Annotated in this window: 18 protein-coding genes; 5 read left to right on the top strand and 13 right to left on the bottom strand. The window is 66.1% G+C overall.

Going from position 1 to position 21,103, the window contains the following annotated elements:
• The 4 genes from BGO62_RS11295 to BGO62_RS11280 all read right to left on the bottom strand — a co-directional run.
• Nucleotides 1-691 (bottom strand): class III extradiol ring-cleavage dioxygenase (locus tag BGO62_RS11295; RefSeq protein ID WP_296642414.1); only part of this gene is annotated, 691 nt, incomplete at its 3' end.
• A 104-nt stretch (nt 692-795) separates the two neighbouring features.
• On the bottom strand, nt 796-2,199 hold the full coding sequence (adeC, locus tag BGO62_RS11290) for an AdeC/AdeK/OprM family multidrug efflux complex outer membrane factor (protein WP_296642411.1): 1,404 nt from the start codon (nt 2,197-2,199) through the stop codon (nt 796-798).
• Nucleotides 2,196-5,360 carry an efflux RND transporter permease subunit gene (locus tag BGO62_RS11285; protein WP_296642410.1) on the bottom strand — a complete coding sequence of 1,055 codons (3,165 nt, stop codon included), beginning with the start codon at nt 5,358-5,360 and terminating at the stop codon, nt 2,196-2,198. Before BGO62_RS11285 ends, adeC begins: the two co-directional genes overlap by 4 nt.
• Before the next feature lie 11 nt (nt 5,361-5,371).
• Nucleotides 5,372-6,583, bottom strand: a complete 1,212-nt coding sequence (locus tag BGO62_RS11280; protein ID WP_296642408.1) for an efflux RND transporter periplasmic adaptor subunit — start codon at nt 6,581-6,583, stop codon at nt 5,372-5,374.
• Nucleotides 6,584-6,790: 207 nt separating this feature from the next.
• Between BGO62_RS11280 and BGO62_RS11275 the strand changes: the two genes are divergently transcribed.
• A complete protein-coding gene (locus BGO62_RS11275) occupies nt 6,791-7,288 on the top strand; it encodes a MarR family transcriptional regulator (protein WP_296642406.1) in 498 nt (165 codons plus the stop codon).
• 119 nt (nt 7,289-7,407) lie between these two features.
• On the opposite strand, the gene BGO62_RS11270 is transcribed toward BGO62_RS11275, so the two are convergent.
• The 5 genes from BGO62_RS11270 to BGO62_RS11250 form a co-directional block, all read right to left on the bottom strand.
• The gene (locus BGO62_RS11270) at nt 7,408-7,917 is read right to left on the bottom strand and encodes an SCP2 sterol-binding domain-containing protein (RefSeq protein ID WP_296642404.1); all 510 of its coding nucleotides are present in this window, start codon (nt 7,915-7,917) and stop codon (nt 7,408-7,410) included.
• Between the two features lie 229 nt (nt 7,918-8,146).
• Nucleotides 8,147-8,821, bottom strand: coding sequence for a hypothetical protein (locus BGO62_RS11265; RefSeq protein WP_296642402.1), 675 nt, complete (start codon nt 8,819-8,821; stop codon nt 8,147-8,149).
• Nucleotides 8,818-9,765: an MlaD family protein gene (locus BGO62_RS11260; protein ID WP_296642400.1), complete on the bottom strand. Its 948-nt coding sequence runs from the start codon at nt 9,763-9,765 to the stop codon at nt 8,818-8,820. Before BGO62_RS11260 ends, BGO62_RS11265 begins: the two co-directional genes overlap by 4 nt.
• Entirely contained in the window at nt 9,762-10,154 is a 393-nt protein-coding gene (locus tag BGO62_RS11255) for a hypothetical protein (protein ID WP_296642398.1), read from the bottom strand. The genes BGO62_RS11260 and BGO62_RS11255 overlap by 4 nt, the downstream gene beginning before the upstream one ends.
• Before the next feature lie 56 nt (nt 10,155-10,210).
• On the bottom strand, nt 10,211-11,005 hold the full coding sequence (locus BGO62_RS11250; RefSeq protein ID WP_296642395.1) for an ABC transporter permease: 795 nt from the start codon (nt 11,003-11,005) through the stop codon (nt 10,211-10,213).
• A gap of 83 nt (nt 11,006-11,088) precedes the next feature.
• On the opposite strand from BGO62_RS11250, the gene BGO62_RS11245 reads away from it, so the two are divergent.
• Genes BGO62_RS11245 through BGO62_RS11230 form a run of 4 tightly spaced genes read left to right on the top strand, consistent with a single transcriptional unit; the run spans nt 11,089 to nt 15,567 of the window.
• Entirely contained in the window at nt 11,089-11,619 is a 531-nt protein-coding gene (locus BGO62_RS11245) for an SH3 domain-containing protein (RefSeq protein WP_296642392.1), read from the top strand.
• Nucleotides 11,619-12,572: a M48 family metalloprotease gene (locus BGO62_RS11240; RefSeq protein WP_296642390.1), complete on the top strand. Its 954-nt coding sequence runs from the start codon at nt 11,619-11,621 to the stop codon at nt 12,570-12,572. Before BGO62_RS11245 ends, BGO62_RS11240 begins: the two co-directional genes overlap by 1 nt.
• Entirely contained in the window at nt 12,569-14,785 is a 2,217-nt protein-coding gene (locus BGO62_RS11235; RefSeq protein ID WP_296642388.1) for an adenylate/guanylate cyclase domain-containing protein, read from the top strand. The genes BGO62_RS11240 and BGO62_RS11235 overlap by 4 nt, the downstream gene beginning before the upstream one ends.
• A gap of 17 nt (nt 14,786-14,802) precedes the next feature.
• On the top strand, nt 14,803-15,567 hold the full coding sequence (locus BGO62_RS11230; RefSeq protein WP_296642386.1) for a 3',5'-cyclic-nucleotide phosphodiesterase: 765 nt from the start codon (nt 14,803-14,805) through the stop codon (nt 15,565-15,567).
• Nucleotides 15,568-15,587: 20 nt separating this feature from the next.
• Here the strand turns inward: BGO62_RS11230 and BGO62_RS11225 are convergent, their stop codons facing one another.
• The 4 genes from BGO62_RS11225 to BGO62_RS11210 form a co-directional block, all read right to left on the bottom strand.
• Nucleotides 15,588-16,622 (bottom strand): hypothetical protein, encoded by a 1,035-nt coding sequence (locus tag BGO62_RS11225; protein ID WP_296642385.1) that lies wholly within the window; start codon nt 16,620-16,622, stop codon nt 15,588-15,590.
• Between the two features lie 17 nt (nt 16,623-16,639).
• On the bottom strand, nt 16,640-17,359 hold the full coding sequence (locus BGO62_RS11220; RefSeq protein ID WP_296642383.1) for a DUF302 domain-containing protein: 720 nt from the start codon (nt 17,357-17,359) through the stop codon (nt 16,640-16,642).
• A 65-nt stretch (nt 17,360-17,424) separates the two neighbouring features.
• On the bottom strand, nt 17,425-19,947 hold the full coding sequence (locus BGO62_RS11215) for a response regulator (RefSeq protein WP_296642382.1): 2,523 nt from the start codon (nt 19,945-19,947) through the stop codon (nt 17,425-17,427).
• A 9-nt stretch (nt 19,948-19,956) separates the two neighbouring features.
• Nucleotides 19,957-21,024, bottom strand: coding sequence for an ABC transporter ATP-binding protein (locus tag BGO62_RS11210; protein ID WP_296642380.1), 1,068 nt, complete (start codon nt 21,022-21,024; stop codon nt 19,957-19,959).
• Nucleotides 21,025-21,103: the final 79 nt, after the last annotated feature.

Genomic DNA, 21,103 nt, shown 5'->3' with positions numbered 1-21,103 from the left:
TCAGGTGGTCTGCCTGCGGATGGGCGCGCCGGGCCGACGGCGCGTGTTCCCATTGCAGCAGGCGTTGCGAACGCTGGCCCGGCGGCGTGCGCACGAGGGTCTCCTGCAGCCACTCATCGAATGCCTCCGATGCCGTCTTGGCCTGCTCGCCGAACTCCCGCAGATTGTGATAGCTCAAGCCGCTGCCGACGATCAATATGCCTTCGTCGCGCAGGGGCGCGAGCGCCCGGCCTGCAGCAAGATGGGTTTGCGGGTCGTAGCCGGTCTTCAGCGATAGCTGCACGACGGGGACGTCGGCTTCCGGATACATCACGGCCATCGGGGTGAAGCAGCCGTGATCGAAGCCGCGGTTCGCATCGAGCCGGGCGCCGAGCCCCGCCGCTTCGAGCAGGCCCTTCACGCGGCCGGCCAGTTCGGGCGAGCCGGGCGCGTCGTAGCGGACATGGTAGGTGTGCTCCGGAAATCCGTAATAGTCGTAGACCATGGGCGGGCGCGGGCTCGCCATCACGGCGAATTCGCTCGCCTCCCAGTGGCCCGACACCATCAGGACCGCGCGCGGCTTGGCGCCGAGTTCCCGCGCCAGCGCCTGCAGCGACGCTTCGAGCAGGCGATAGTGCGCGCGGAACTCGCCCGTTAGATACGGCCACGGGCCGCCGCCGTGGGACAGGAAGTAGCTGGGCAGTCGTTTCATGTCGAACTCCTTTCGGCACAGGATGGGGGCCGCATTCGCGACGGCGCGCATGTGCGGGGCGCACCGGCATGAGCCGGGCACGACGGCGCTGGCGAGGACCGAACTTACTGCCAGCCGCCGCCCAGCGCCTTGTACAGCGCCACGCGATTCGCGGCCTCGGACAGGCGCACGCCAATCAGATCCAGTTCGGCGCCGTAGAGTGCACGCTGCGCGTCGAGCAGTCCGAGGTAGCTGTCGACGCCGCCCTTGTAGCGCGCTTCCGACAGGCGAAAGCCGGCTGCGGTGGCCTCGACCAGGCGCCGCCGCGCGTCGAGCTGCTCGGCGAGGGTGGCGCGTTCGGCGAGGGCATCGGCCACTTCGCGGAACGCGCTCTGGATGGCCTTCTCGTACTGGGCGACGTTGATGTCGCGCTGCACCGTGGAGACGTCCAGGTTCGCCTGCAGCCGGCCGGCCTCGAAAATCGGGATGCGGATCTGCGGCACGAAGCTCCAGGTGCCGGAACCGCTGCCGAACAGTCCGTCCAGCGTGTTGCTTGCGCTGCCGCCCGCGGCGGTCAGCGTGATGCGTGGAAAGAAGGCTGCGCGGGCGGCGCCGATGCTGGCATTGGCCGCACGCAGCGCGCGTTCGGCCTGCAGGATATCGGGGCGGCGGGCGAGCACGTCGGAAGGGATGCCGGCCGGCAATTCGGCTACCGCGCTGACACTGTCGGTGAGCGTGGCGGGCAGCAGTTCGGCGGGCACCGGGGCGCCGGCGACGAGTGCGAGCGCGTTCTCGTCCTGCGCGACGAAGGTGCGGTAACGCGCAACGTCGGCGCGGGCGCTTTCCAGTAGCGTCTGTGACTGGTGCAGATCGAGCGCCGAGACCGCGCCGGCTTCGAAGCTGCGGCGGGTCAGATCGTAGGATTTTTGCCGAGTTTCATAGGTGCTGCGCGCCAGCGCCTGGCGCTCGCGGTCGGCAGCGAGGATCAGCCAGGCGTTGGCGACTTCCGCCACCAGGCTGATCTGCGCACTGCGGCGCGCTTCCTCGGTGCCAAGGTAAAGCTCCAGCGCCTGCGCATTGAGGCTGCGAATGCGGCCGAAGAAATCCAGTTCGTAGGCAGCAAAGCCTATCGTGGCGCTGTACTGGCGGGTGACGTCGGCCTCGCCGCCGGAGGTCAGATCGCCTGGCAGACGCTGTGCGTTCTGGCTGCCGCTGGCGCCGATCGCAGGGAACAGGTCGGCGCGCTGGATGCGGTACTGCGCGCGCGCCTTCTCGATGTTGAGCGCGGCGACCCGCAGATCGCGGTTGTTGGCGAGTGCCAGCGCGATCACCTCGCGCAGGCGGGCATCGGCGAAGTAATCGCGCCAGGCGATGGCATCGGCCGCCGGCGTTGCCGCCGCAGCCTGCGCGGCGTCAGGAAAGCTTGCCGGCACCGGCGCCGCGGGCCGCTGGTAATCCGGGATCAGGCTGCAGGCGCTCGCCAGGGCGGCGGCGAGGGCGACGGTCAGGGTGCGTAACGGGAACATCATTCGGCCTCCAGCGGGGCGGCAGCGGGGGCGGCGCCCGCCGCCTGCGGCTTGTCCTTGAATATCCGCTTGATCACCACGTAGAACAGCGGGATGAAGAAGAGACCGAGCAGGGTGCCGGCGATGGTGCCGCCGAGCACTCCGGTGCCGATCGCGTTCTGGCTGCCCGAGCCGGCGCCGGTGGCGATCGCCAGCGGCAGCACGCCGAGGCCGAAGGCGAGCGAGGTCATCAGGATCGGGCGCAGCCGCATGCGTACCGCCTCCAGCGTTGCCGCGATCAGATCCTTGCCTTCCTGTTCCATCTGCGCCTTGGCGAATTCCACGATCAGGATGGCGTTCTTCGACGACAGGCCGATGGTGGCCAGCAGGCCGACCTGGAAATAGACGTCGTTCGACAGGCCGCGCCCGGTCGCGGCGAGCAGCGCGCCGAGCACGCCGAGCGGCACCACCAGCATCACCGCAAACGGCACCGACCAGCTTTCATAGAGCGCCGCCAGGCACAGGAACACCACCAGCAGCGACAGCGCATACAGCGCCGGTGCCTGCGAGCCGCTGCGCCGCTCCTCGAACGAGGTGCCGGTCCATTCGTAGCCGATGCCGGGCGGCAGCTTGGCGATGAGTTCCTCGACGACCGCCATAGCCTCGCCCGACGACAGGCCGGGCGCGGCCTGGCCCTGCAGCTCGACCGACGGCTGGCCGTTGTAGCGCTCCAGCCGCGGCGAGCCGTAGGTCCAGTGCGCGGTCGTGAACGCCGACAGCGGCACCATGTCGCCCTGCTTGTTGCGCACGTACCATTTGGCCAGATCCTCCGGCTTCATGCGCGCCTCGGCGTCGGCCTGCAGATACACCTTCTTGATGCGGCCGCGGTCGATGAAGTCGTTGACGTAGGTGCCGCCCCAGGCGGTGGCGAGGGTGTCGTTGATGTCCGCCACCGCCACGCCGAGCGCGCCCGCCTTGGCATGGTCGATGTCGAGCTGGTATTCGGCGACATCGTCCTGGCCGTTCGGACGCACGCCCACCAGGCGCTTGTCCTGCGCCGCCATGCCGAGGAACTGGTTGCGCGCCGCGATCAGCGCGTCGTGGCCGAGGCCGGCGCGATCCTGCAGCTGGACGTTGAATCCGCTCGCGGTGCCGAGTTCGATCACCGCCGGCGGCACGAAGGCGAACACCATCGCTTCGCGGATTTGCGAGAACGCAGCCATCGCGCGGCCGGCGACCGATTTCACGTCCTGCCCCGGCTCATGGCGTTCGTCCCAGTCCTTCATGCCGACGAAGCCGAGGCCCATGTTCTGGCCGCTGCCGCCGAAGCTGAAGCCGGCTGCGGTGAAGATCGACTTTACGTTGTCCTTCTCGTTGACGAGGAAATGATGCTCGACTTTCTTCAGCACCTCGACGGTGCGCTCCTGGGTCGCACCGGCCGGCAGCATGATCTGGGTGAACATCACGCCCTGGTCCTCCTCCGGCAGGAAGGAAGTCGGCATGCGCATGAACAGCAGCGCCAGCACGCCGATGATCGCGGCGTAGATCGCCAGGAAACGGAAGCTGCGCTGCAGGATCTTGCCGACAGCCGATTCGTAGCGCGCGGTGTTGCGGGCGAACGCGCGGTTGAACCAGTGGAAGAAGCCGGCGAACCAGCCCCCCTCGCCGTGCCCATGGCCCTTTTCGATCGGCTTCAGCATGGTTGCGCACAGCGCCGGCGTGAACACGATCGCCACCAGAACCGACAGCCCCATCGCCGCCGCGATGGTGATCGAGAACTGGCGGTAGATGACGCCGGTGGAGCCGCCGAAGAAGGCCATCGGAATGAACACGGCCGACAGCACCAGGCCGATGCCGACCAGCGCGCCGGTGATCTGGCGCATCGATTTCCTGGTCGCCTCCTTCGGCGACAGGCCTTCCTCGCTCATCACGCGCTCGACGTTCTCGACCACCACGATGGCGTCGTCGACCAGCAGGCCGATGGCCAGCACCAGGCCGAACATGGTCAGGGTGTTGATCGTGAAGCCGAACGCCGCCATCACGCCGAAGGTGCCGAGCAGCACCACCGGCACCGCGATGGTCGGAATGACGGTGGCGCGGAAGTTCTGCAGGAACAGATACATCACCAGGAACACCAGCAGAATCGCTTCGGCCAGCGTCTGCACCACGCCCATGATGGAGAGTTTGACGAAGGGCGTGGTGTCGTAAGGCACCACGACCTCGATGCCGGCGGGGAAGTAGGGCTTCATCTGCTCGACCTTGGCGCGCACCGCATCCGCCGTTTCGAGCGCGTTGGCGCCGGCGGCGAGCTTGATGCCGATGCCGGAGGCGGGCTGGCCGTTGTAGCGGCCGACGATGCCGTAGTTCTCGGCGCCGATCTGGACGCGGGCGACGTCCTTGAGGCGCACTTCGCCGCCCTGCGTCGAACTGCGCAGCAGAATCTGCTCGAACTGCTCCACCGTCTGCAGCCGGCTCTGCGCCGTGACCGAGGCCGTGAAGCCCTGGCCCTTGACCGCCGGCGTGCCGCCGAGCTGGCCGGCCGAGACCTGGGCGTTCTGCGCCCGCAGCGCGGCCTGCACGTCGGCCGGGGTGAGCTTGAAATTGGTCAGCTTGGCCGGGTCGAGCCAGATGCGCATGGCGTACTGGGCGCCGAACACCTGCACCTCGCCGACGCCGGTCACCCGCGACAGCGGATCCTGTACCGTGGCGGTGAGGAAGTCGGCGAGATCCTCCCGGCTCAGGCTGCCGTCCTTGGCGACGAAGCCGAGCACCATGAGGAAGTTGCGCGTCGATTTCGCCACCTGCACACCCTGCTGCTGCACCGCCAGCGGCAGCAGCGGCAGGCCGATCTGCAGCTTGTTCTGCACCTGCACCTGGGCGATGTCGGGGTCGGTGCCGGCGTCGAAGGTCAGCGTGGTCGTGGCGCGGCCATAGGAGTCGGACGACGAGCTCATGTAGAGCAGGTTGTCCAGCCCGGTCATCTTCTGCTCGATGATCTGGGTAACGGAGTCTTCCACCGTCTTCGCCGAGGCGCCGGGATAGAAGGCGTTGATGGCGACGGTGGGCGGCGCGATGGCCGGATACTGCGATACCGGCAGCGTCAGGATGGACAGCCCGCCGGCGAGCATGATGACGATGGCGATGACCCACGCGAAGATGGGCCGGTCGATGAAAAAGCGGGCCATGGTCCGTTACCTCACTTCGCCGCTGCCGCTGCGGGCGCCGCTGCAGCGGCGGCTTCCTGTGCCTGCACCGGTGCGCCCGGTTTCACCTTCTGCAAGCCTTCGACGATGACGCGGTCGCCGGCAGCCAGGCCCCCGGTCACCACCCATTTGTCGCCGATCGATTGCTCCGCCTTGACGCTGCGCGCCTCGACCTTGGCCTCGCCGTTCACCACCATCACCTGCGCCTCGCCGCGCGGCGTGCGGCTGACCGCCGCGTGCGGCACCAGCACGGCATCGCGGTTCACGCCCTGCGTCAGCCGCGCGCGCACATACATGCCGGGCAGCAGTTCGCCCCTGGGGTTGGGGAACACCGCGCGCAGCGTCACGCTGCCAGTGGCCTGGTCGACCGTCACCTCGGAGAACGCCAACCTGCCTGCGGCGCCGTAGAGGCTGCCGTCTTCCAGCACCAGCTGTACCGGCACCGTGCCGCCCCCCGAGCGCTGCAGCCTGCCGGAATCGAGGCTGCGCTTCAGGCCCAGCAGCTCGGCGCTGGATTGTGTCAGGTCGACATAGATAGGATCGAGTTGTTGCACGGTGGCAAGCGCCGCGGCCTGGTTCGCGGTGACCAGCGCGCCCGCGGTCACCGCCGAGCGCCCGATGCGGCCGGCGATGGGCGAAGTGACGCGGGTGAAATCGAGATCGACGCGCGCCTTGTCGAGCGCCGCCTTCGCCGCGCCCACTTCGGCTTGCGCCTGTTTCTGCGTGGCCTGCGTTTCGTCGTTGGCCTGGGCGCTCACCGCCTCGATCTTCACCAGTTCGGCGTAGCGCCCGGCTTTCAGCCGCGCCACCTCCAGATTCGCCTCGGCCCGCGCCAGATTGGCGCGGGCGCTGTCGTAGGCCGCCTGATACGTCGCCGGATCGATCCGGTACAGCACCTGGCCCGCCTTGACATCGCTGCCCTCCTTGAACAGGCGCTGCTTGACGATGCCGCTCACCTGCGGCCGCAATTCGGCCACCAGATAAGGCGACGTGCGCCCAGGCAGTTCGGCTGTCACCGGCACCGGTTCGGGCTGCACCGTCACCACCGTCACGGCAGGGGCTGCGGCAGCGGGGGCGGCGCCAGGTTCCGTCTTGCCGCCGCAGGCCGCAAGCAACAGGGCACTCAGCAGCACGAGGCCGGCCGGCTTGGACAGGAATAATCCTTGTTGGAGAGGGTTGAGGGCGGGCTCGGGACGGGTAGTCATCGGTCTTGGCCTTGGTGGACGTTGGATAGGATGGAGCGCATTCGTTCATTCGTGCTGCAGGGCCTGAAGCAGAGCGGCGAAACGGCGTGCCTGCATGATCTATGATCTTGGCATTGATAGCAGCTTCAACCGACAAAGCATATTGCATTATTATCTATCTAGCAAGATAATTAATCGTGTAACCGCTCCATCAGCAAACCTCCCGAAATGGCCGACAGAATCGCCAATCCTCTCGATATGCACCGCCAGCACTGGCCCGAATCCTACGATGCGCAGGTGCTGCCATTGGGGCTCGCCCTTACGCAGGCCTACACGGCGCAACATTCCCGTGCGACCAAGATCATGGCCGCCAACGGCTTGAGTCCGGCTGAATTCGATGTGCTGGCCAGTCTGCGCCGTACCCCGCCGCCCCATGCGCTGACGCCATCGGAGATTCAGCGCGCGGTGTTGATCACCTCCGGCGGGCTGACCAAGGTATTGCGGCAACTGGAAGCGCGGGGCCTGGTCACCCGCTCGATGCAGGATGCCGACCGCCGCGTCAAACCCGTCGCGCTCACCGCTCAGGCGATGCCCGTTCTGGAGAAGGCGATGTCGGAACTGCACGCGGTTATAGGCGACTGGATGCGCCGGTCGCTGACGGATGCCGAAACCCGCCGACTGGCCTCGCTACTCACCAAGCTGGTGAATGCGGCCCCTTCAAGCTGAGCGAACGGCGGCGGATCCTGCCGAACCGGTTGCCGGTCATTTGCCGGGCAACATCCTCTGATGTGGCGACGTAAAAAAAAGCCGGGGGTCTTCCCGGCTTTTTTACGACTGCGGCAAGCTTACTTGGCAGGGCAGGCCTGATCGCCGGGAATTTTCCCCGGCAGCCGCAGGAAGGCCTCGAATGGCCCCATCACGCCCATGGCTTCCATTTTCGGGCCGGTGAACTTGAGGCGGCCAAACATCATCGCCTTCATCGGGCCGTATTCGCCCGCACCCATTTCATTCCAGCGCTCGGTGGTGGCGTGCATGGTGTAGTCGACCGCGTGATCCATCTTGGCGTTCTGCACCGCGCCGCCGTAGACGCACATGGCTTTGCCGTCCTTGGGGACGATCTTCAGTTCCGTCTGGGTTGCCTCGCCGCAGTCGGTGCGGTACAGGTGAATGATCTTGTAGCCGCGCTCCTTGTCGTTCTTGATCCACTTGTCGCCCAGGCCGCCGGTCAGGGCAGCGTCCTTGTTCCAGGCGTCGCAAGCCTGCGCGGTCCACTCGGCGGACATCATGGCGGGTGCGGCGTGCGCAGCGGTGGCGAATACTGCCAGGGCGGCCAGTGCGATTGACGTGTATTTCATGGTACCTCCTCCTTTATTGATTGAATGTTGGGTTGCAACTTATTTGTATGTACGAAGAAGAAATTCTCCGAGGCTGCACGTTAATCATGCCGTGCAGGCTTGTCAATGCGGCCCGGCAGGCATGCCCGCCCGGTTGCCGCGCAAAGCCGGGGCCGTCCGCGTCGGCGCCCGATGCGGCGCAAGAATACGGTCGAGGAATGTAACGATGGCCCGCGTTTGAAGGCGGCTTTTATTTGTCGCCGGGCGCGAGGCTCTGCTCGACCAGCTGGATGCGTCTGGCAAGCCGGGCCTGTTCAGCGGTGTCGCCCCGGGCCGCGGCCTGTTTCTCCTGCAGCTTCAGGTAGGTCAGCAGGGGCTGCCGCCAGCCCTGGGCGGAAGCGGTTTCCGCGGCCAGCGCCAGCGTGGCGGCATCGGCTTCCCGGCGCATCACCAGCAGGCTGGCATCGAGCAGACGCGCCAGCGGATCCTCGATTCTGCCGAGCACCTCGTGCCGCTTGCCGGCTGCCGCGCTCACCAGGTCGCGGTGCTGGCTGGGCAGCTGGGCCGTTGCGACGGCTTCCCAGCGCAGGGTGACGAAATGGTAGTAAACCTGATCGGCGGCGTTGGGTTCGAGCGGCGCCAGTTCGGCATACTCGGTGCAGGCATCGTCGATCAGCATGGCGCGGCGGGTGGCGCAGCGCACCAGCCACAGGCGCGCCGTCTCGGCGACGCGGCCGGCGCCGCCGGTGGCGGCGACGGCCTGCTGGAAATAGCGCTCGGCCAGGCTGTTTTCGCCCCTCAGCGCATGCTTCTGGTAGCGTCCGATCAGGTCGGCTGCATCGGTTTTCCAGTCGGGCGGCGGCGGGCCGCCGCTGCCGCAGGCGGCGAGCGCGAGCAGGCTGGCGAGCGCGAGCAGGGTCTTCATGGCAGTTTCACCTCGGGATCGCGCGCGAACGGCCATTTCCTGTTGATCTCGTTGACCAGCGCGTTGGCCTTGCGCACCGCATCGTCGATCTCCGCGCGCAGTTTGGCGATATCCTGCGTGCCGTCCTTGAGGTTGGCGGAAATCGCCACCGCGTTCGTCATCAGGGCGTCGGCCTGCTTCAGGCTGGATTGGGCATCGTTCAGCATCAGCCGCACCTGGGCCAGCGATTCGCGCGTGTGCTCGGCCACGCCGCCGGGCGCAAACAGCCATTGATCGGTCTTGCCGGCCATGCTGTCCACCTTCAGGGCCAGGCTGTCGAGCTTGCCGATGAGGGCGCGGGTCTTGTCGAGCGAATCGGTGACGGCGCGGGCTTTCTCGGGACTGCCGAGCACGCCTTCGAGCACGCCGTATTCGCCGGTCATGCGTCCGGTCACGGTCTTCACGTTGGCCAGCGTGGCGTTGATTTCGCCATCCTTGCGGGTGAGATGCTCGACGTTGGCCAGAATCGCCTTGACCCGTTCGACCAGCAGCGGAATCTCCTTGCTGATGTCGGAAGTGAGCAGCAGCATGGTGGAATTGTCGGGCAGGGCGGGCGCGCCGAGGTCGGGCGAGTCGACGCGGATCCTGGCGCCGCCGACGAGGGGCTTGTCCAGCGTGAAGGTGCTGTCCTGCTTCAGCCATTTGGCGTTGCGGCCGAGGAATTCGGCATGGATGACGATGCCGCCGGCGTCGTTCAGGCCCAGCGCGGTGACGCGGCCGATTTCGATGCCGGAAAACACGATGGGCACGCCGGGTGCGACGCCGTCGGCGCTCGACGCCGCCAGTTGCAGGTGGAAGGTGTCTTCGAAAAATCCGCGCGCATGCAGCAGATAAACGACGAAGGCGCCCGCCAGCAGCAGCGCGGCCGCCGCAAACAATCCCACTTTGAAATGCAGTTTGTTCATTCCGGATGAAGTGCCTGGTTGTATAGAGCCTGGTTCCAGCTGAAGTCGTAAATTTCCCAGGTGCCGGCCATCTCCTGCTGCGCTGCCAGTTGCCGGATGAAGTCCGGGTAGGGCACATCGTAAAGCATGGCGCCGGGGCGGTCGATGACCAGGCGGGGACGCCCGAGGATGAGCGCGCGCGCCAGCTTGGCGATGAAGCGCTGCGCCGGCGTCATGTCGGGGTCGCGCAGCGGCGCGATGTCGGCATGGCCGAGCTGCGCCAGCAATTGCTGCGCCTGGCGGTTCGATTCCACTGCGCTGTAATGGCGCTGATAAAGCGGGATCAGCGCGATGTTGTCGAGCGCGGACAGGTTGGCACGCAGCGGCAGATCGGGCGCAACGCGCGCCACGTCGTCGGGCAGGGCGGCGGCCGCAGCCAGCAGCGCGGTACGGTCGGCAAACGGGATCAGACGTATTTGAGCGCTAATGACACCACCTCGATCGCCACGATCGCGAAGAACACCCGCATCATGCCGCGCAACACGGAGACCGGAACCATGAAGAGCTTTTTCGGCGTTTCCAGGCCGGCGGTGACCGGGATCAGGGTGACGGCCAGCCCGAACAGCGCACACTTGGCGAGCAGCCCGGCCATGATCTTGAAGTCGAAGATCTTGGCGATGGTCTGGGTGAAAGGCGCGAAGCCCGCCGTGTTGATGCCGTAAATCGCGAGGTAGCCCATCAGCAGCGCGAGCAGGCCGGCGAGGCTTGCCAGGGTGACGACCGAGATGACGCCGCCGATCAGGCGCGGCAGGAACTCGAACTGCATCGGCGGAACCTTGCAATGCGCCAGCGCATCCAATTCGTTGTTGACCTGCATCAGCGCGACTTCCGTGTTGATGGCGCTGCCGGAGCGCAGTGCGATGAAGAGCGCAGTGAGGAAGGGCAGCAGTTCCAGCACCAGCACGCGGATGGTCATTTCGCTGGCGAATTCGGTGAGGCCGAAGTCGCGCGCGGTGGACAGGATGATGGAGATGATGAGCCACGAAATGACCAGCGCGTAGCCGAGGAAAACATGCAGAATCTGCACCGCGGTAAAGTAGACCTGCTTCACCACCACGTCGAAGGTGGCGCGGTTCCAGGTGGCGCGTTCCAGCAGCAGCGAACCGGCCTGGGCCAGGAAGGCGAACATGCCGTAGCCGACGGTGAACCAGCCGGCGACCTTGGCGCCGAGCGATTCGATGGAAGCCGCAAGAAAATTCATCGCGGCATCATAACGTCATCGCAGGCGCTTGCGCCATCGGGTGCCAGGCCATACAGTTTTGCTTCATACGGAGAGGACGCACGATGAAAATATTCTTGATTCCGTCGGCCGCGCTGGCGCTGTGCGTTGCCGCAGCCGCCGCCTGGGCTGCGCCCGGCACGGTCTTGCGCAACGACAAGCTCTACAGTCAGCCCAGTGCCACCTCCACGGTGACGGGAAGCGCGGCCAAAGGCGCCAGCGTCGACATCCTCGCCAAGCAGGGCGGCTGGCTGCGCGTGAGCTCGGGCAAGACCACCGGCTGGATCCGCCTGCTGTCGGTGCGCGCCGGGGCGGGCGGGATCGGCGGCGCGGGGCTGGGCGACGTGGTGGGCGCCGCCACCACCAAGTCAGACCCCAGCCGCGTGGTCGCGGTGGCAGGCTTGCGCGGCCTGAATGACGAAGAGTTGAAGCAGGCCAAGTTCAATGGCGACGAACTGGCGCGGCTGGATGGCTGGGTGGCGACGACCGCACAGGCCAGAAGTTTTGCCGGCCAGTCCGGCCTGGCCGCGGTCAATGTGCCGGGCTTGCCCGGACCCAAACCGCAGCAGGCGTCGTCGCCGTGGGAGAGCAACTGATGAGAATCAAGCTGATGGTATTGGCGTTGTCGCTGGCTTCTTTCAGCGGGGTGTCCGCCGGGCTCGATCTGGGGAAATTGCTGGAGGAGCGCGTCAAGCAGGAGTTGAACAAGGACAAGCAAAGCCAGCCGGCGCCTGCGCAGCAGCCGGCGCCGGCCGCCGGCCAGGCGCCCGCAACTGCGCAAGGCGCCGCCGCATCCCCGCCTCCGGCCAAACAGAAAATCGATACCCGGCAGTTGGGGTTTGCCCTGTTCGGCGACTACACCCCCGAAGAGGAAACGCGCATCGGCAAGCAGATTTCGGGCAACCTGCTGGGCGCGGTGCCGCTGGTGCGCGACGACAAACTGCAACGCTACGTCAATCTGGTGGGCAACTGGGTGGCGCTGCAGAGCGGGCGCAAGGACATTAGCTGGCACTTCGGCGTGCTCGACACCGAAGACATCAACGCCTTCGCGGCGCCCGGCGGCTACGTGTTCGTGACCAAGGGCCTGTACCGGCGTCTCAACAACGAGGCCGAACTGGCCGGGGTGCTGGGGCATGAAATCGCCCATGTCAGCCAGAAGCATCATCTCAAGGTGCTGAAACAATCCAGCCTCATCGGCGCGCTGGGGCAGGTCGCCAGCAGCAAGGCGAAGGACAGCGATCAGGCGGTGCAGAACCTGATCGGCAACGGCGCCGAAATCATGGCGCGCGGGCTCGACAAGAATGCCGAATTCGAGGCCGATCGCATCGGCGTCGTGTATGCCGCCCGCGCGGGCTATACCCCGTGGGGCCTGCCCGACGTGCTGCAGGACATGGCGGGGCTGCCTGCCAAGGACAACCGCACCAGCCTGCTCTACAAAACCCACCCGCATCCGGCTGAGCGGCTCGCTGCGCTGGGTGAAGCCGTGGATGGGCGTTTCGATGCCGTTCGCGGCAAGGAACTGGCCGACCGTTTCTATCGCATTCGGTGAAGCGCGTTTTATCCAGGCTGATGCAGGCCGGGCTGTCTGCGCTGTTTGTGCTGCTGATAGCGGCGCATGTCGCGGGACTGATCCACATCGCGCCGATGCAGCGCGCCGAGGCCTGGCTGTACGACGCCTGGCTGAAGCGCACCGCGCCCACCGGGGCGGACGACCGTATCGCCATCCTCGACATCGACGAGGCCAGCCTGAAAAGCCTCGGCCGCTGGCCGTGGAGCCGCGACACCATGAGCGCGCTGGTCGGGCAGCTGTTCGACCGCTATGGCGTGGCGGCGGTCGGTTTCGACGTGGTGTTTGCCGAACCGGACACGAGTTCGGGGCTCGTTACCCTCCAACAGTTGGCGCAGCGCGATCTGGCCGGCAACCGCGATTTCAGGGCGGCGCTCGAACGGCTCGCGCCGCGCCTCGATTACGACGCCCGCTTCGCGCAGGTGCTCGCCGAACGCCCGCTGTCGCTGGGCTATTACTTCATTCCGCAGGGCTACGGCGAGGCCAAAAGCGGCGTGTTGCCGCCGCCTTCCCTGCCAGCTGCGGCGTTCGCGCCGCTGCGGCCGGGTATGCCGCCGCCCACGGGCTACGGCGCGAACCTGGCGGTTTTCCAGAACGCGGCCCAGGGCGCAGGGTTTTTCAACATGCGGGCCGATGCGGATGGCACGGCGCGCCAGATGAATCTGGTCAGCCCGTATGGCGCGGGCTATTACCTGGCGCTGTCGGCCGCCACCCTGCGGGTGGCGTTCGGCGGCGATCCGGTCCAGGCCGGCGTCGACCGGCAGACCTTGCTGGGGCGGCAGTATGCTGCGCCGTGGGTGGAGGTGGGCGGCCTTCGCGTGCCGCTCAGCGCGGACGGCAGCGTGCATGTGCCGTACCGTTCCGGTGCGCCTTTCCCCTACATTTCGGCGGCCCGGGTGCTGGACGGCAAGGCGCCGCTGGAGCAGCTGGAAAACCGCATCGTGCTGCTGGGATCGACCGCGCCGGGACTGGCCGACCTGCGCGTGACGCCATTTTCCAACGCCTTTCCGGGAGTCGAGATCCATGCCCACCTGATCGCCGGCATGCTCGACGGCGCCACCCGCGCCACGCCGCCGTGGGCGGACGACGCGCGGCTGATCGCCGTGCTGCTGCTGGGCGCCTTGCTGACCGCGGTGCTGCTGCGGTTCGGGCCGGCCATCGGGCTGGCTGCCAGCATTGCGCTGCTGGCATTGCTGCTGGCCGCCTATGGCGCAGCATGGTCGCGCTTCATGGTGGTGCCGATGGCGGCGCCGATGCTGACGCTGTTCGGCCTGTATGCGCTCAACACCGCCTACGGTTTTTTTGCCGCCACCCGCAGCAAGCGCCAGATCACCAAGCTGTTCGGCCAGTACGTGCCGCCCGAACTGGCGGCCGAAATGAGCCGGAACCCCGCGTATTACACGATGGAAGGACAGTCGCGCGAGATGACGGTGCTGTTCTCCGACATCCGCGGCTTCACCAATTTCTCCGAAAAGCTGCCGCCAGCCGAGCTCGCCGAAGTGCTCAACGCCTACCTGTCGACCATGACGCGCATCGTGCAGCAGCAGCGCGGCACCATCGACAAGTACATCGGCGACGCCATCATGGCGTTCTGGAACGCGCCGGTCGATCTGAGCGACCACGCCAGCCGCGCGGTGCAGACCGCGCTCGACATGCAGGCTGCGCTGCCGCAACTGAATCGGGAGTTCGCCGCGCGCGGCTGGCCGGAAGTCAAGATCGGCGTCGGCGTCAACAGCGGGCGCATGAGCGTCGGCAACATGGGCTCCGAATTCCGCATGGCCTACACGGTGATGGGCGACGCGGTGAACCTCGGCTCGCGCCTCGAAGGCATCACCAAGCAATACGGCGTCGGCATCCTGGTCACCCAGCCCACGGTCGACGCCGACCCGGCGCACGCCTTCATGAAGGTCGACGACGTGCGCGTCAAGGGCAAGGAAAACCCGGTGGCAATCTACGAACCGCTGGGACTCGGCGCCGAGCTTGCCGAACCGGTGCGCCGGGACGCCGCCGATTTCGAAGCCGCATTCGCGCGCTACCAGGCGCAGGACTGGGCCGCCGCCGAGGCGGCACTCGTCGCACTCAACGCCCGCGCGCCGCGCGCGCTGTACGATGTCTACCTTGAGCGCATCGCGCATTTCCGCACCGAGCCGCCGCCGGCCGACTGGGACGGCGTGTTCGTCTACACAACCAAATAGCCACGATCAAAACAGCAATGAAACTCACCGTATTGGGCTGCAGCGGCGGCATCGGCAGCGGGCGCCACACCACCAGCCTGCTGGTTGACGACGACGTGCTGATCGACGCCGGCAGCGGCCTTACCACGCTCGACTTCGAGCAGCTGCTGAAGATCGACCATGTGTTCCTCACCCATGCCCACCTCGATCATGTGCTGGGCCTGCCGCTCTTGCTCGACAGCGTCGGCGACCTGCGCGGCACGCCGGTGACGGTGCATGCGCTGCCTGCGGTGCTGGAGGTGTTGTCCGACCACCTGTTCAACTGGCGGCTGTGGCCGGATTTCCGCGAAATTCCGCGTGCGGAGGCGCCGTGGCTGCGCTTTTCTCCGCTGGATTTCGGCGCGGCGCTTACCCTGCAGGGACGCACGCTCAGGCCGCTGCCGGCGAATCACGTGGTGCCGGCGTGCGGCCTCCATCTGGCGACGGCAGCGGGCAGCCTGGCGTTCAGCGGCGATACCACGCACAGCGACGCCTTCGTCGCCGCCCTCAACGCGATTCCCGACCTGCGCCACCTCATCATCGAAACCTCGTTCGAGAACGCGCTGGCCGGCATTGCCCGGGCATCGAAGCATCACTGGCCGGATTCGCTGGCGGCGGAGTTGCAGGCGTTGCAGGGGCGGCCGGACGTCTGGATCACCCACCTCAAGCCCGGCAACGAGGCGGCGATCATGAACGAACTGCGCGCCGCGGCGCCGGATTGGGGCGTGGAGGCCTTGCTGCAGGGGCAGGTGATCGAGCTGTAGACTCCGGCGAGCCGCCCGGCTCAGGGCGCAAACCTCGCCAGTTCCGCTTCAAACTCTGCCTCGCCCAAGCCTTCAAACGCCTCCCGGCTGAACAGCGTGACGGCGCCGGCCATTTCGCTCCAGCCGTAGCCGGCCGACTGGACGCTCAGTTTTTCGCTGTCCTGCGGCACGCGGGCGACGAGGTGCAGGCAAGCCTGGCTGTAGATGAGGTTGTAGGGCGTGTTCTGCCGGTGCAGCCGGTCGAGTTCGCGCCAGGCCTCGGTGGGGTCGGTGAAGCGCTGGCAGGGCAGCGGATAGGGCCTGTCGCCGCCGTTATGGGTAAAGCACGCATGCTGCACCGGCAGCGGCTCCGCCTGCACGAAACTCTGGAAATGCAGATGATTGACCGAGGCGCCGGCGCCGTAGCTGTTGTAGCCGAGGCACAGGCCGGGCACGCCGGATTGCGCGCAGACATCCCAAGCCCAGCGGTGCAGCTCCGGTGCGAGGAACTGCGGCGCCTGGCGCAGCGGCTCGGGCACCAGCAGGCCGTGCAGGCGGGCAAAGGGAAACTTATTGTAGAGGATGCGGGCCGGCCTGCCGGCCAGTTCGCCTTCCCAGAAGACTTCCTTGGCGAGAAACGGTTTGTTGAAATGGAAGCCCGCCGCATCGAAAGGGCGCCGCAGGCTGTCGAATTCCATCCTGCTGATGCGGGGCGGGCGCAGGGCGCGTAGCGGGTTGAACATCACCTCCCAAGGCCCGGTACGGCGGTTTTCCATGGTTCTCAGGTGGGCAAAGCCGATGGCGTGCAGCTTGAGAAAAACCAGCACGTCGTCGTCCGGCTCGCTCAGTTTCCGGCCGTGCCGGAGCGTCGCCGTGAGGGCGGCGGCATGTTCGGCATGGCGCGCCGACAGGGCGGGCGCGAGCAGCGCCCACAGGCGGGCGTCGTAGGCGGCATTGGCCAGCACGAGGATGTAGACGCCCAGCGTGGAATGCCTTTCCAGCAGCGCAGCCAGTCCGTCGGCAAAACCTTGTTCCAGCGAGGTCGTGGAGGCGAACGGATGGCGGGGCAGCGACATTCAGCGCGTTGAGAAACTCAAAGTTCGCCGTTGGCGCCGGCGCGCATCACGTTTTCCATCTTTTCGCGGATTTCGATGGCATCCTTGCGCAGTTCCGCGGGGATGCCCTTCTGGTTGTCTATCAGCTGCAGCGCGGTTACATCCCAGTCCAGCATCATCACCCAGATGTTCTTGTCGGCGTCTTCCATCACCGCGATGCGACAGGGAAGAAAAACCACCATTTCCGGAATGATCTTCAGCAATTCGCGGCCAATCGCAATGTCGCAGAAGCTGAACACTTCGACGCGCGGCGCGTTGTTGTCTCCCAGGACGGTCTGAAAATCCTTCCACATCAGATTGCTGCCAACGAACTTCAGGTTCACCTGGTTGGCGCGCAGCATCATCGATTCGACCACTTCATCGAACGATACGCCCGGTTTGGCCTTGTATTTGACGGCGAAATAGTTCATCGCTTCGCGCGGATCCATCTGCGCCATGTTGGCCATCATGGGCATCATCGTCTGCCGCCAGCGTTTCTTTTCCTCGGGCGTCAAAATACGATTCATCTGGTAGTCCCGATAAGGCGGGGGTGACGCCTGCTGGATCAGCATCGGGCCGTAGGGCGTGGGCTCGACGCCGATCCAGCTTTGCGCTGGCGCGGCCTGCGGATCGCGCTCGACAGGGGCGGCGGGCGGCTCGGTAGCGAGCGCCGGCAGGCTGCAAAGCCAGGCGAGAACGAATGAAAGGATGCGCATCATGGCGTGTCTCCTGGACTGTAATCTTTCCATCCTACGCACGCTGCGGCGCGTGCGTCAATGCGCGCTCAGGCATGCCTGCGAAAGGTGTTTTCCAGCACCGCCAGTTCGGCGGCGGCGCCGGCGAAATCGCCTCTTTGCACGCTGCTCTCGATACGCGCGGCACCCTGCTGGATGGCCGTGGCCATCACGCTGGCTGCGGCGCCTTTCAGGGCATGGGCTTCCCTGCGGCACGATTCGGCATGGCCTTGCCCGATTGCATGCTTCAGCGCCGCCAGGCTGGCTTCGGTGGTGCTGGCGAAGACCGTGGCCAGATCGTTCACCAGCCCCGGATTGCCGGGGTAGCGCGCATGCAGGGCGGGCAGGTCGAGCAGCGGAACGCGGGGGGCGGCAGGCCCGGCTTGCGGCAGCCACTGCTTCAGCAATGCCGCCAGCGCAGCCTCGGTATAGGGCTTGCTCAGATAATCGTTCGCTCCGGCGGCGAGGCAGATTTCGCGAAAATCGGCGTTGGCATTGGCGGTCAGCGCGACGACGGGAATATGGCGGACGTCGGTCGGCAGCCGGCGGATCTGCCGGGTGGCATCCAGGCCGTCCATTTCCGGCATTTGCCAGTCCATCAGCACCAGGTCGAACGTCTCCTTCTCCAGCATGTCCAGCGCCTGCGCTCCGCTGGCGGCAACGGCATATTGCAGGCCCATTTCGCGCAGCTGGTGCGCCAGCATTTTCTGGTTCACCGGATGGTCTTCCACGACCAGGATGCGGCCCTGCAGCTGGATGGCGGCCTGCTGCGTCGGCAGTTCAACCAGCGGCAGCGTCGTTGCCTGCAGGCGTAGTGCCAGGGTGAAGCGGCTGCCCGTGCCGGGTTCGCTCTCGACCGTGAGCTGTCCACCCATCAATTCAGCGAGCTGGCTGCTGACAGCCAGCCCCAGGCCGGTGCCGCCGTAACGCCGCGTGGTCGACGAGTCGGCTTGTGAAAAGGCCTGGAACAGGCGCGCCTGCGTTTCGGCGCTCATGCCGATGCCGCTGTCCCGGACGGTGAACAGACAATTGACCGCACCTTCCACCGTCTCGAAGGCCGCGCGCAACTCGACTTCGCCCTGGTGTGTGAACTTGATGGCGTTGTCGACCAGGTTGAGCAGGATCTGGCGGATGCGCGTAGGGTCGCCGAGCAGGGCGGCGGGCGGAGCATCGGGCAGGGTCAGCCTCAGGTGCAGGTTCTTTTCCAGTGCGCGCGCCTGAAACAGCGTGGCCACCCCCTGGGCCAGCGCTGCGGGCGAGAAGGCGACCTGTTCGATGGCCAGTTTGCCGGCCTCGATTTTGGAAAAGTCGAGGATGTCGTTGATGATGGTAAGCAGACCTTCCGCCGAGCTTTTCAGGGTCGCCACGTATTCGCGCTGTTGTCCGTCGAGCGGGGTTTTCAGCAGCAATCCGCTCATCCCCAGAATGCCGTGCATGGGGGTGCGGATTTCATGGCTGACGTTGGCGATGAAGCCCGATTTGGCATGCGCCATTTGCAGGGCGGCTTCGCGCGCCGCTTCCTTGGCGGCCTCGGCGGCGCGGCGTTCGGACACGTCGCGCATGATCGCCTGGATCACCGGCCTGCCTTCCAGTTGCATCGCGTGCATGGCGATCTCGGCCGAGAACACCGAGCCGTCCTGGCGCAGCCCCTGCCAGTCCATCACCGCATGTCCCTGGCTGCGTGCCTGGCGGATCGCCTGCATGGCGTGATCGTGGGCGCTCATGCCATGGGCCTGGAGCGGGGTGCCAAGCTGGGAAATGGAGCTGCCGAGGAAGGTGGCAACCGAATCCATGCCGAACAGCGATAGCGTGGCGGGGTTGCAGTCGGTGAAGCCCTGATCGTCGAGAATGACGACGGCGTCGGAGTTGCTCTCGAACAGGGTCTGGTATTTTTGCTTTTCGGTTTCGAGCTGGCGCGTCTGCGTCAGCATGCGGCGGCTGACCAGTACCGCAACCAGGATTGCCAGCAGGGTAGCGCTGATGCCCAGCACCAGCATCAGGTTGCGGGTGGCCTGATAGGCGGTGAAGGTTTTGCCGAGCGCCGCTTCGTTGGCCTCGCGCTGCAGGCTGGTCATGTTGTTGAGCGACTCCATCAGCTCGTTTTGCAGGGGAATGGCTTCCTCCTGCAACTGCTTGAGGGCGGCGTAATTGTTCTCGTCGAGGGCCGCCTGGACCACGTTGAACATGATCGGCTGGTTGAAGGACGTGAGGACGTCAAGTTCGTCCATCAGCAGTTTCTCGTCCGGCGTGCTGAGCATGGTGCCGAGCTGGCCGCGGTCCTTGGCGTAGCGTTCGCCGTAATCCTGGAACAGCATGAAGAGCGCGTCTTTTTCCCAGGGATCGTTGGAGATCACGATGTTGTGCATCAGCATCTGCCGGTCGCGAATCGAGTCGCGCATCCGCGAGGCCAGCCGGGTCTTGACGTTGTTGACCGAAACCACATTGGCCAGCTCGGCGTTCAGATGCTCCATCTGGGTGACCCCCAGCCCGATCACCGCCAGCATCAGCAACAGGGCGGAGGTGAAGCCAAGCCCCACATTGAACATCAAGCCGCGCAGCGGAGAGGGCAGCATGGGGGGCGGTTATTCGCGTCGGAACGCCACGACGTGGTCGACCGCCAGCTTGATGCCGATCTTTTCGCCAATGGCGTGGTTGTGATGCGAGGGCACCAGCGACAGTGCGTGCTGGCCGCTCGGCAGTTTCAGCGTGTAGAGGAAGTCGGCGCCGCGGAAGGCCTTGTTTTCGACCTCGGCCAGCAGCAGGCTGTCGTCGTCGTGGATGATGTCGTCCGGCCGCAGCAGCACGTCGACGTGGCAGCTGCGCACGCATTCGTCGCAGCCGCTGGCGTCGCACTCGACCGGGATGTGTCCTTCCAGCACGCCGAGCTCGATTTCCACCTGATGGTCGTTGATCACCTCTCCCGGAACCAGCGCCCCCTGGCCGACGAAATCGGCGACGAAGCGGTTGCCCGGTTCGTGATACAGGTTGTAGGGCGTATCCCATTGCTGGATGCGGCCCTGGTGCATCACGCCGACCCAGTCGGCCAGCGCAAACGCTTCGTGCTGGTCGTGGGTGACGATGAGCGCGGTGGTGGCTTCGCGCTTGAGGATGTCGCGTATCTCGATCGACAGGCGTTCGCGCAGTTCCACGTCGAGGTTGGAGAACGGCTCGTCCATCAGGATCAGGCGCGGCCGTGGCGCCAGCGCGCGCGCCAGCGCGACGCGCTGCTGCTGGCCGCCGGATAACTGGTGGGGATACTGATCGGCGTGGGCCGTCAGTCCGACCAATGCGAGCAACTCGTCGATGCGTGCCTGGCGCGCGGCCGCGGATTCCTTGCGCAGGCCGAAGCCGACGTTGCCCACCACGGTGAGGTGCGGGAACAGCGCGTAGTCCTGGAACACCATGCCGATGCGGCGTTTTTCGGCGGCCAGCATCCAGCCGGGACGGCTGACGACTTCGCCGCCGATACGGATTTCGCCGCTCTGGATCGGCTCGAAGCCGGAGATGCAGCGCAATGCCGTGGTCTTGCCGCAGCCCGACGGGCCCAGCAGGCAGCCGATTGCGCCTTCCGGCAGCGTGAAGGTGAGGTCGGCGATGATTTGTCGTTTGGCGTACGACTGCGAAACCGAATCGAGGATCAATTCAGCCATGGGAGTGCGCTCCGCGCCAGGTCATGAGAATGATGGGGATGATACCGGCAATGACAATGGCGAGCGAAGGCAGCGCGGC

The organism is Thiobacillus sp. 65-1402 (genome assembly GCF_001897685.1).
Classification (GTDB): domain Bacteria; phylum Pseudomonadota; class Gammaproteobacteria; order Burkholderiales; family Thiobacillaceae; genus Thiobacillus.
This window is presented reverse-complemented; position numbering and strand designations above follow the sequence as displayed.

What these genes read in the sequence shown, in the direction of transcription:
- adeC (WP_296642411.1), bottom strand. Translation starts at nt 2,199, where the DNA reads ATGATGTTCCCGTTACGCACCCTGACCGTCGCCCTCGCCGCCGCCCTG.
- BGO62_RS11285 (WP_296642410.1), bottom strand. Translation starts at nt 5,360, where the DNA reads ATGGCCCGCTTTTTCATCGACCGGCCCATCTTCGCGTGGGTCATCGCC.
- BGO62_RS11280 (WP_296642408.1), bottom strand. Translation starts at nt 6,583, where the DNA reads ATGACTACCCGTCCCGAGCCCGCCCTCAACCCTCTCCAACAAGGATTA.
- BGO62_RS11275 (WP_296642406.1), top strand. Translation starts at nt 6,791, where the DNA reads ATGGCCGACAGAATCGCCAATCCTCTCGATATGCACCGCCAGCACTGG.
- BGO62_RS11270 (WP_296642404.1), bottom strand. Translation starts at nt 7,917, where the DNA reads ATGAAATACACGTCAATCGCACTGGCCGCCCTGGCAGTATTCGCCACC.
- BGO62_RS11265 (WP_296642402.1), bottom strand. Translation starts at nt 8,821, where the DNA reads ATGAAGACCCTGCTCGCGCTCGCCAGCCTGCTCGCGCTCGCCGCCTGC.
- BGO62_RS11260 (WP_296642400.1), bottom strand. Translation starts at nt 9,765, where the DNA reads ATGAACAAACTGCATTTCAAAGTGGGATTGTTTGCGGCGGCCGCGCTG.
- BGO62_RS11250 (WP_296642395.1), bottom strand. Translation starts at nt 11,005, where the DNA reads ATGAATTTTCTTGCGGCTTCCATCGAATCGCTCGGCGCCAAGGTCGCC.
- BGO62_RS11245 (WP_296642392.1), top strand. Translation starts at nt 11,089, where the DNA reads ATGAAAATATTCTTGATTCCGTCGGCCGCGCTGGCGCTGTGCGTTGCC.
- BGO62_RS11240 (WP_296642390.1), top strand. Translation starts at nt 11,619, where the DNA reads ATGAGAATCAAGCTGATGGTATTGGCGTTGTCGCTGGCTTCTTTCAGC.
- BGO62_RS11230 (WP_296642386.1), top strand. Translation starts at nt 14,803, where the DNA reads ATGAAACTCACCGTATTGGGCTGCAGCGGCGGCATCGGCAGCGGGCGC.
- BGO62_RS11225 (WP_296642385.1), bottom strand. Translation starts at nt 16,622, where the DNA reads ATGTCGCTGCCCCGCCATCCGTTCGCCTCCACGACCTCGCTGGAACAA.
- BGO62_RS11220 (WP_296642383.1), bottom strand. Translation starts at nt 17,359, where the DNA reads ATGATGCGCATCCTTTCATTCGTTCTCGCCTGGCTTTGCAGCCTGCCG.
- BGO62_RS11215 (WP_296642382.1), bottom strand. Translation starts at nt 19,947, where the DNA reads ATGCTGCCCTCTCCGCTGCGCGGCTTGATGTTCAATGTGGGGCTTGGC.
- BGO62_RS11210 (WP_296642380.1), bottom strand. Translation starts at nt 21,024, where the DNA reads ATGGCTGAATTGATCCTCGATTCGGTTTCGCAGTCGTACGCCAAACGA.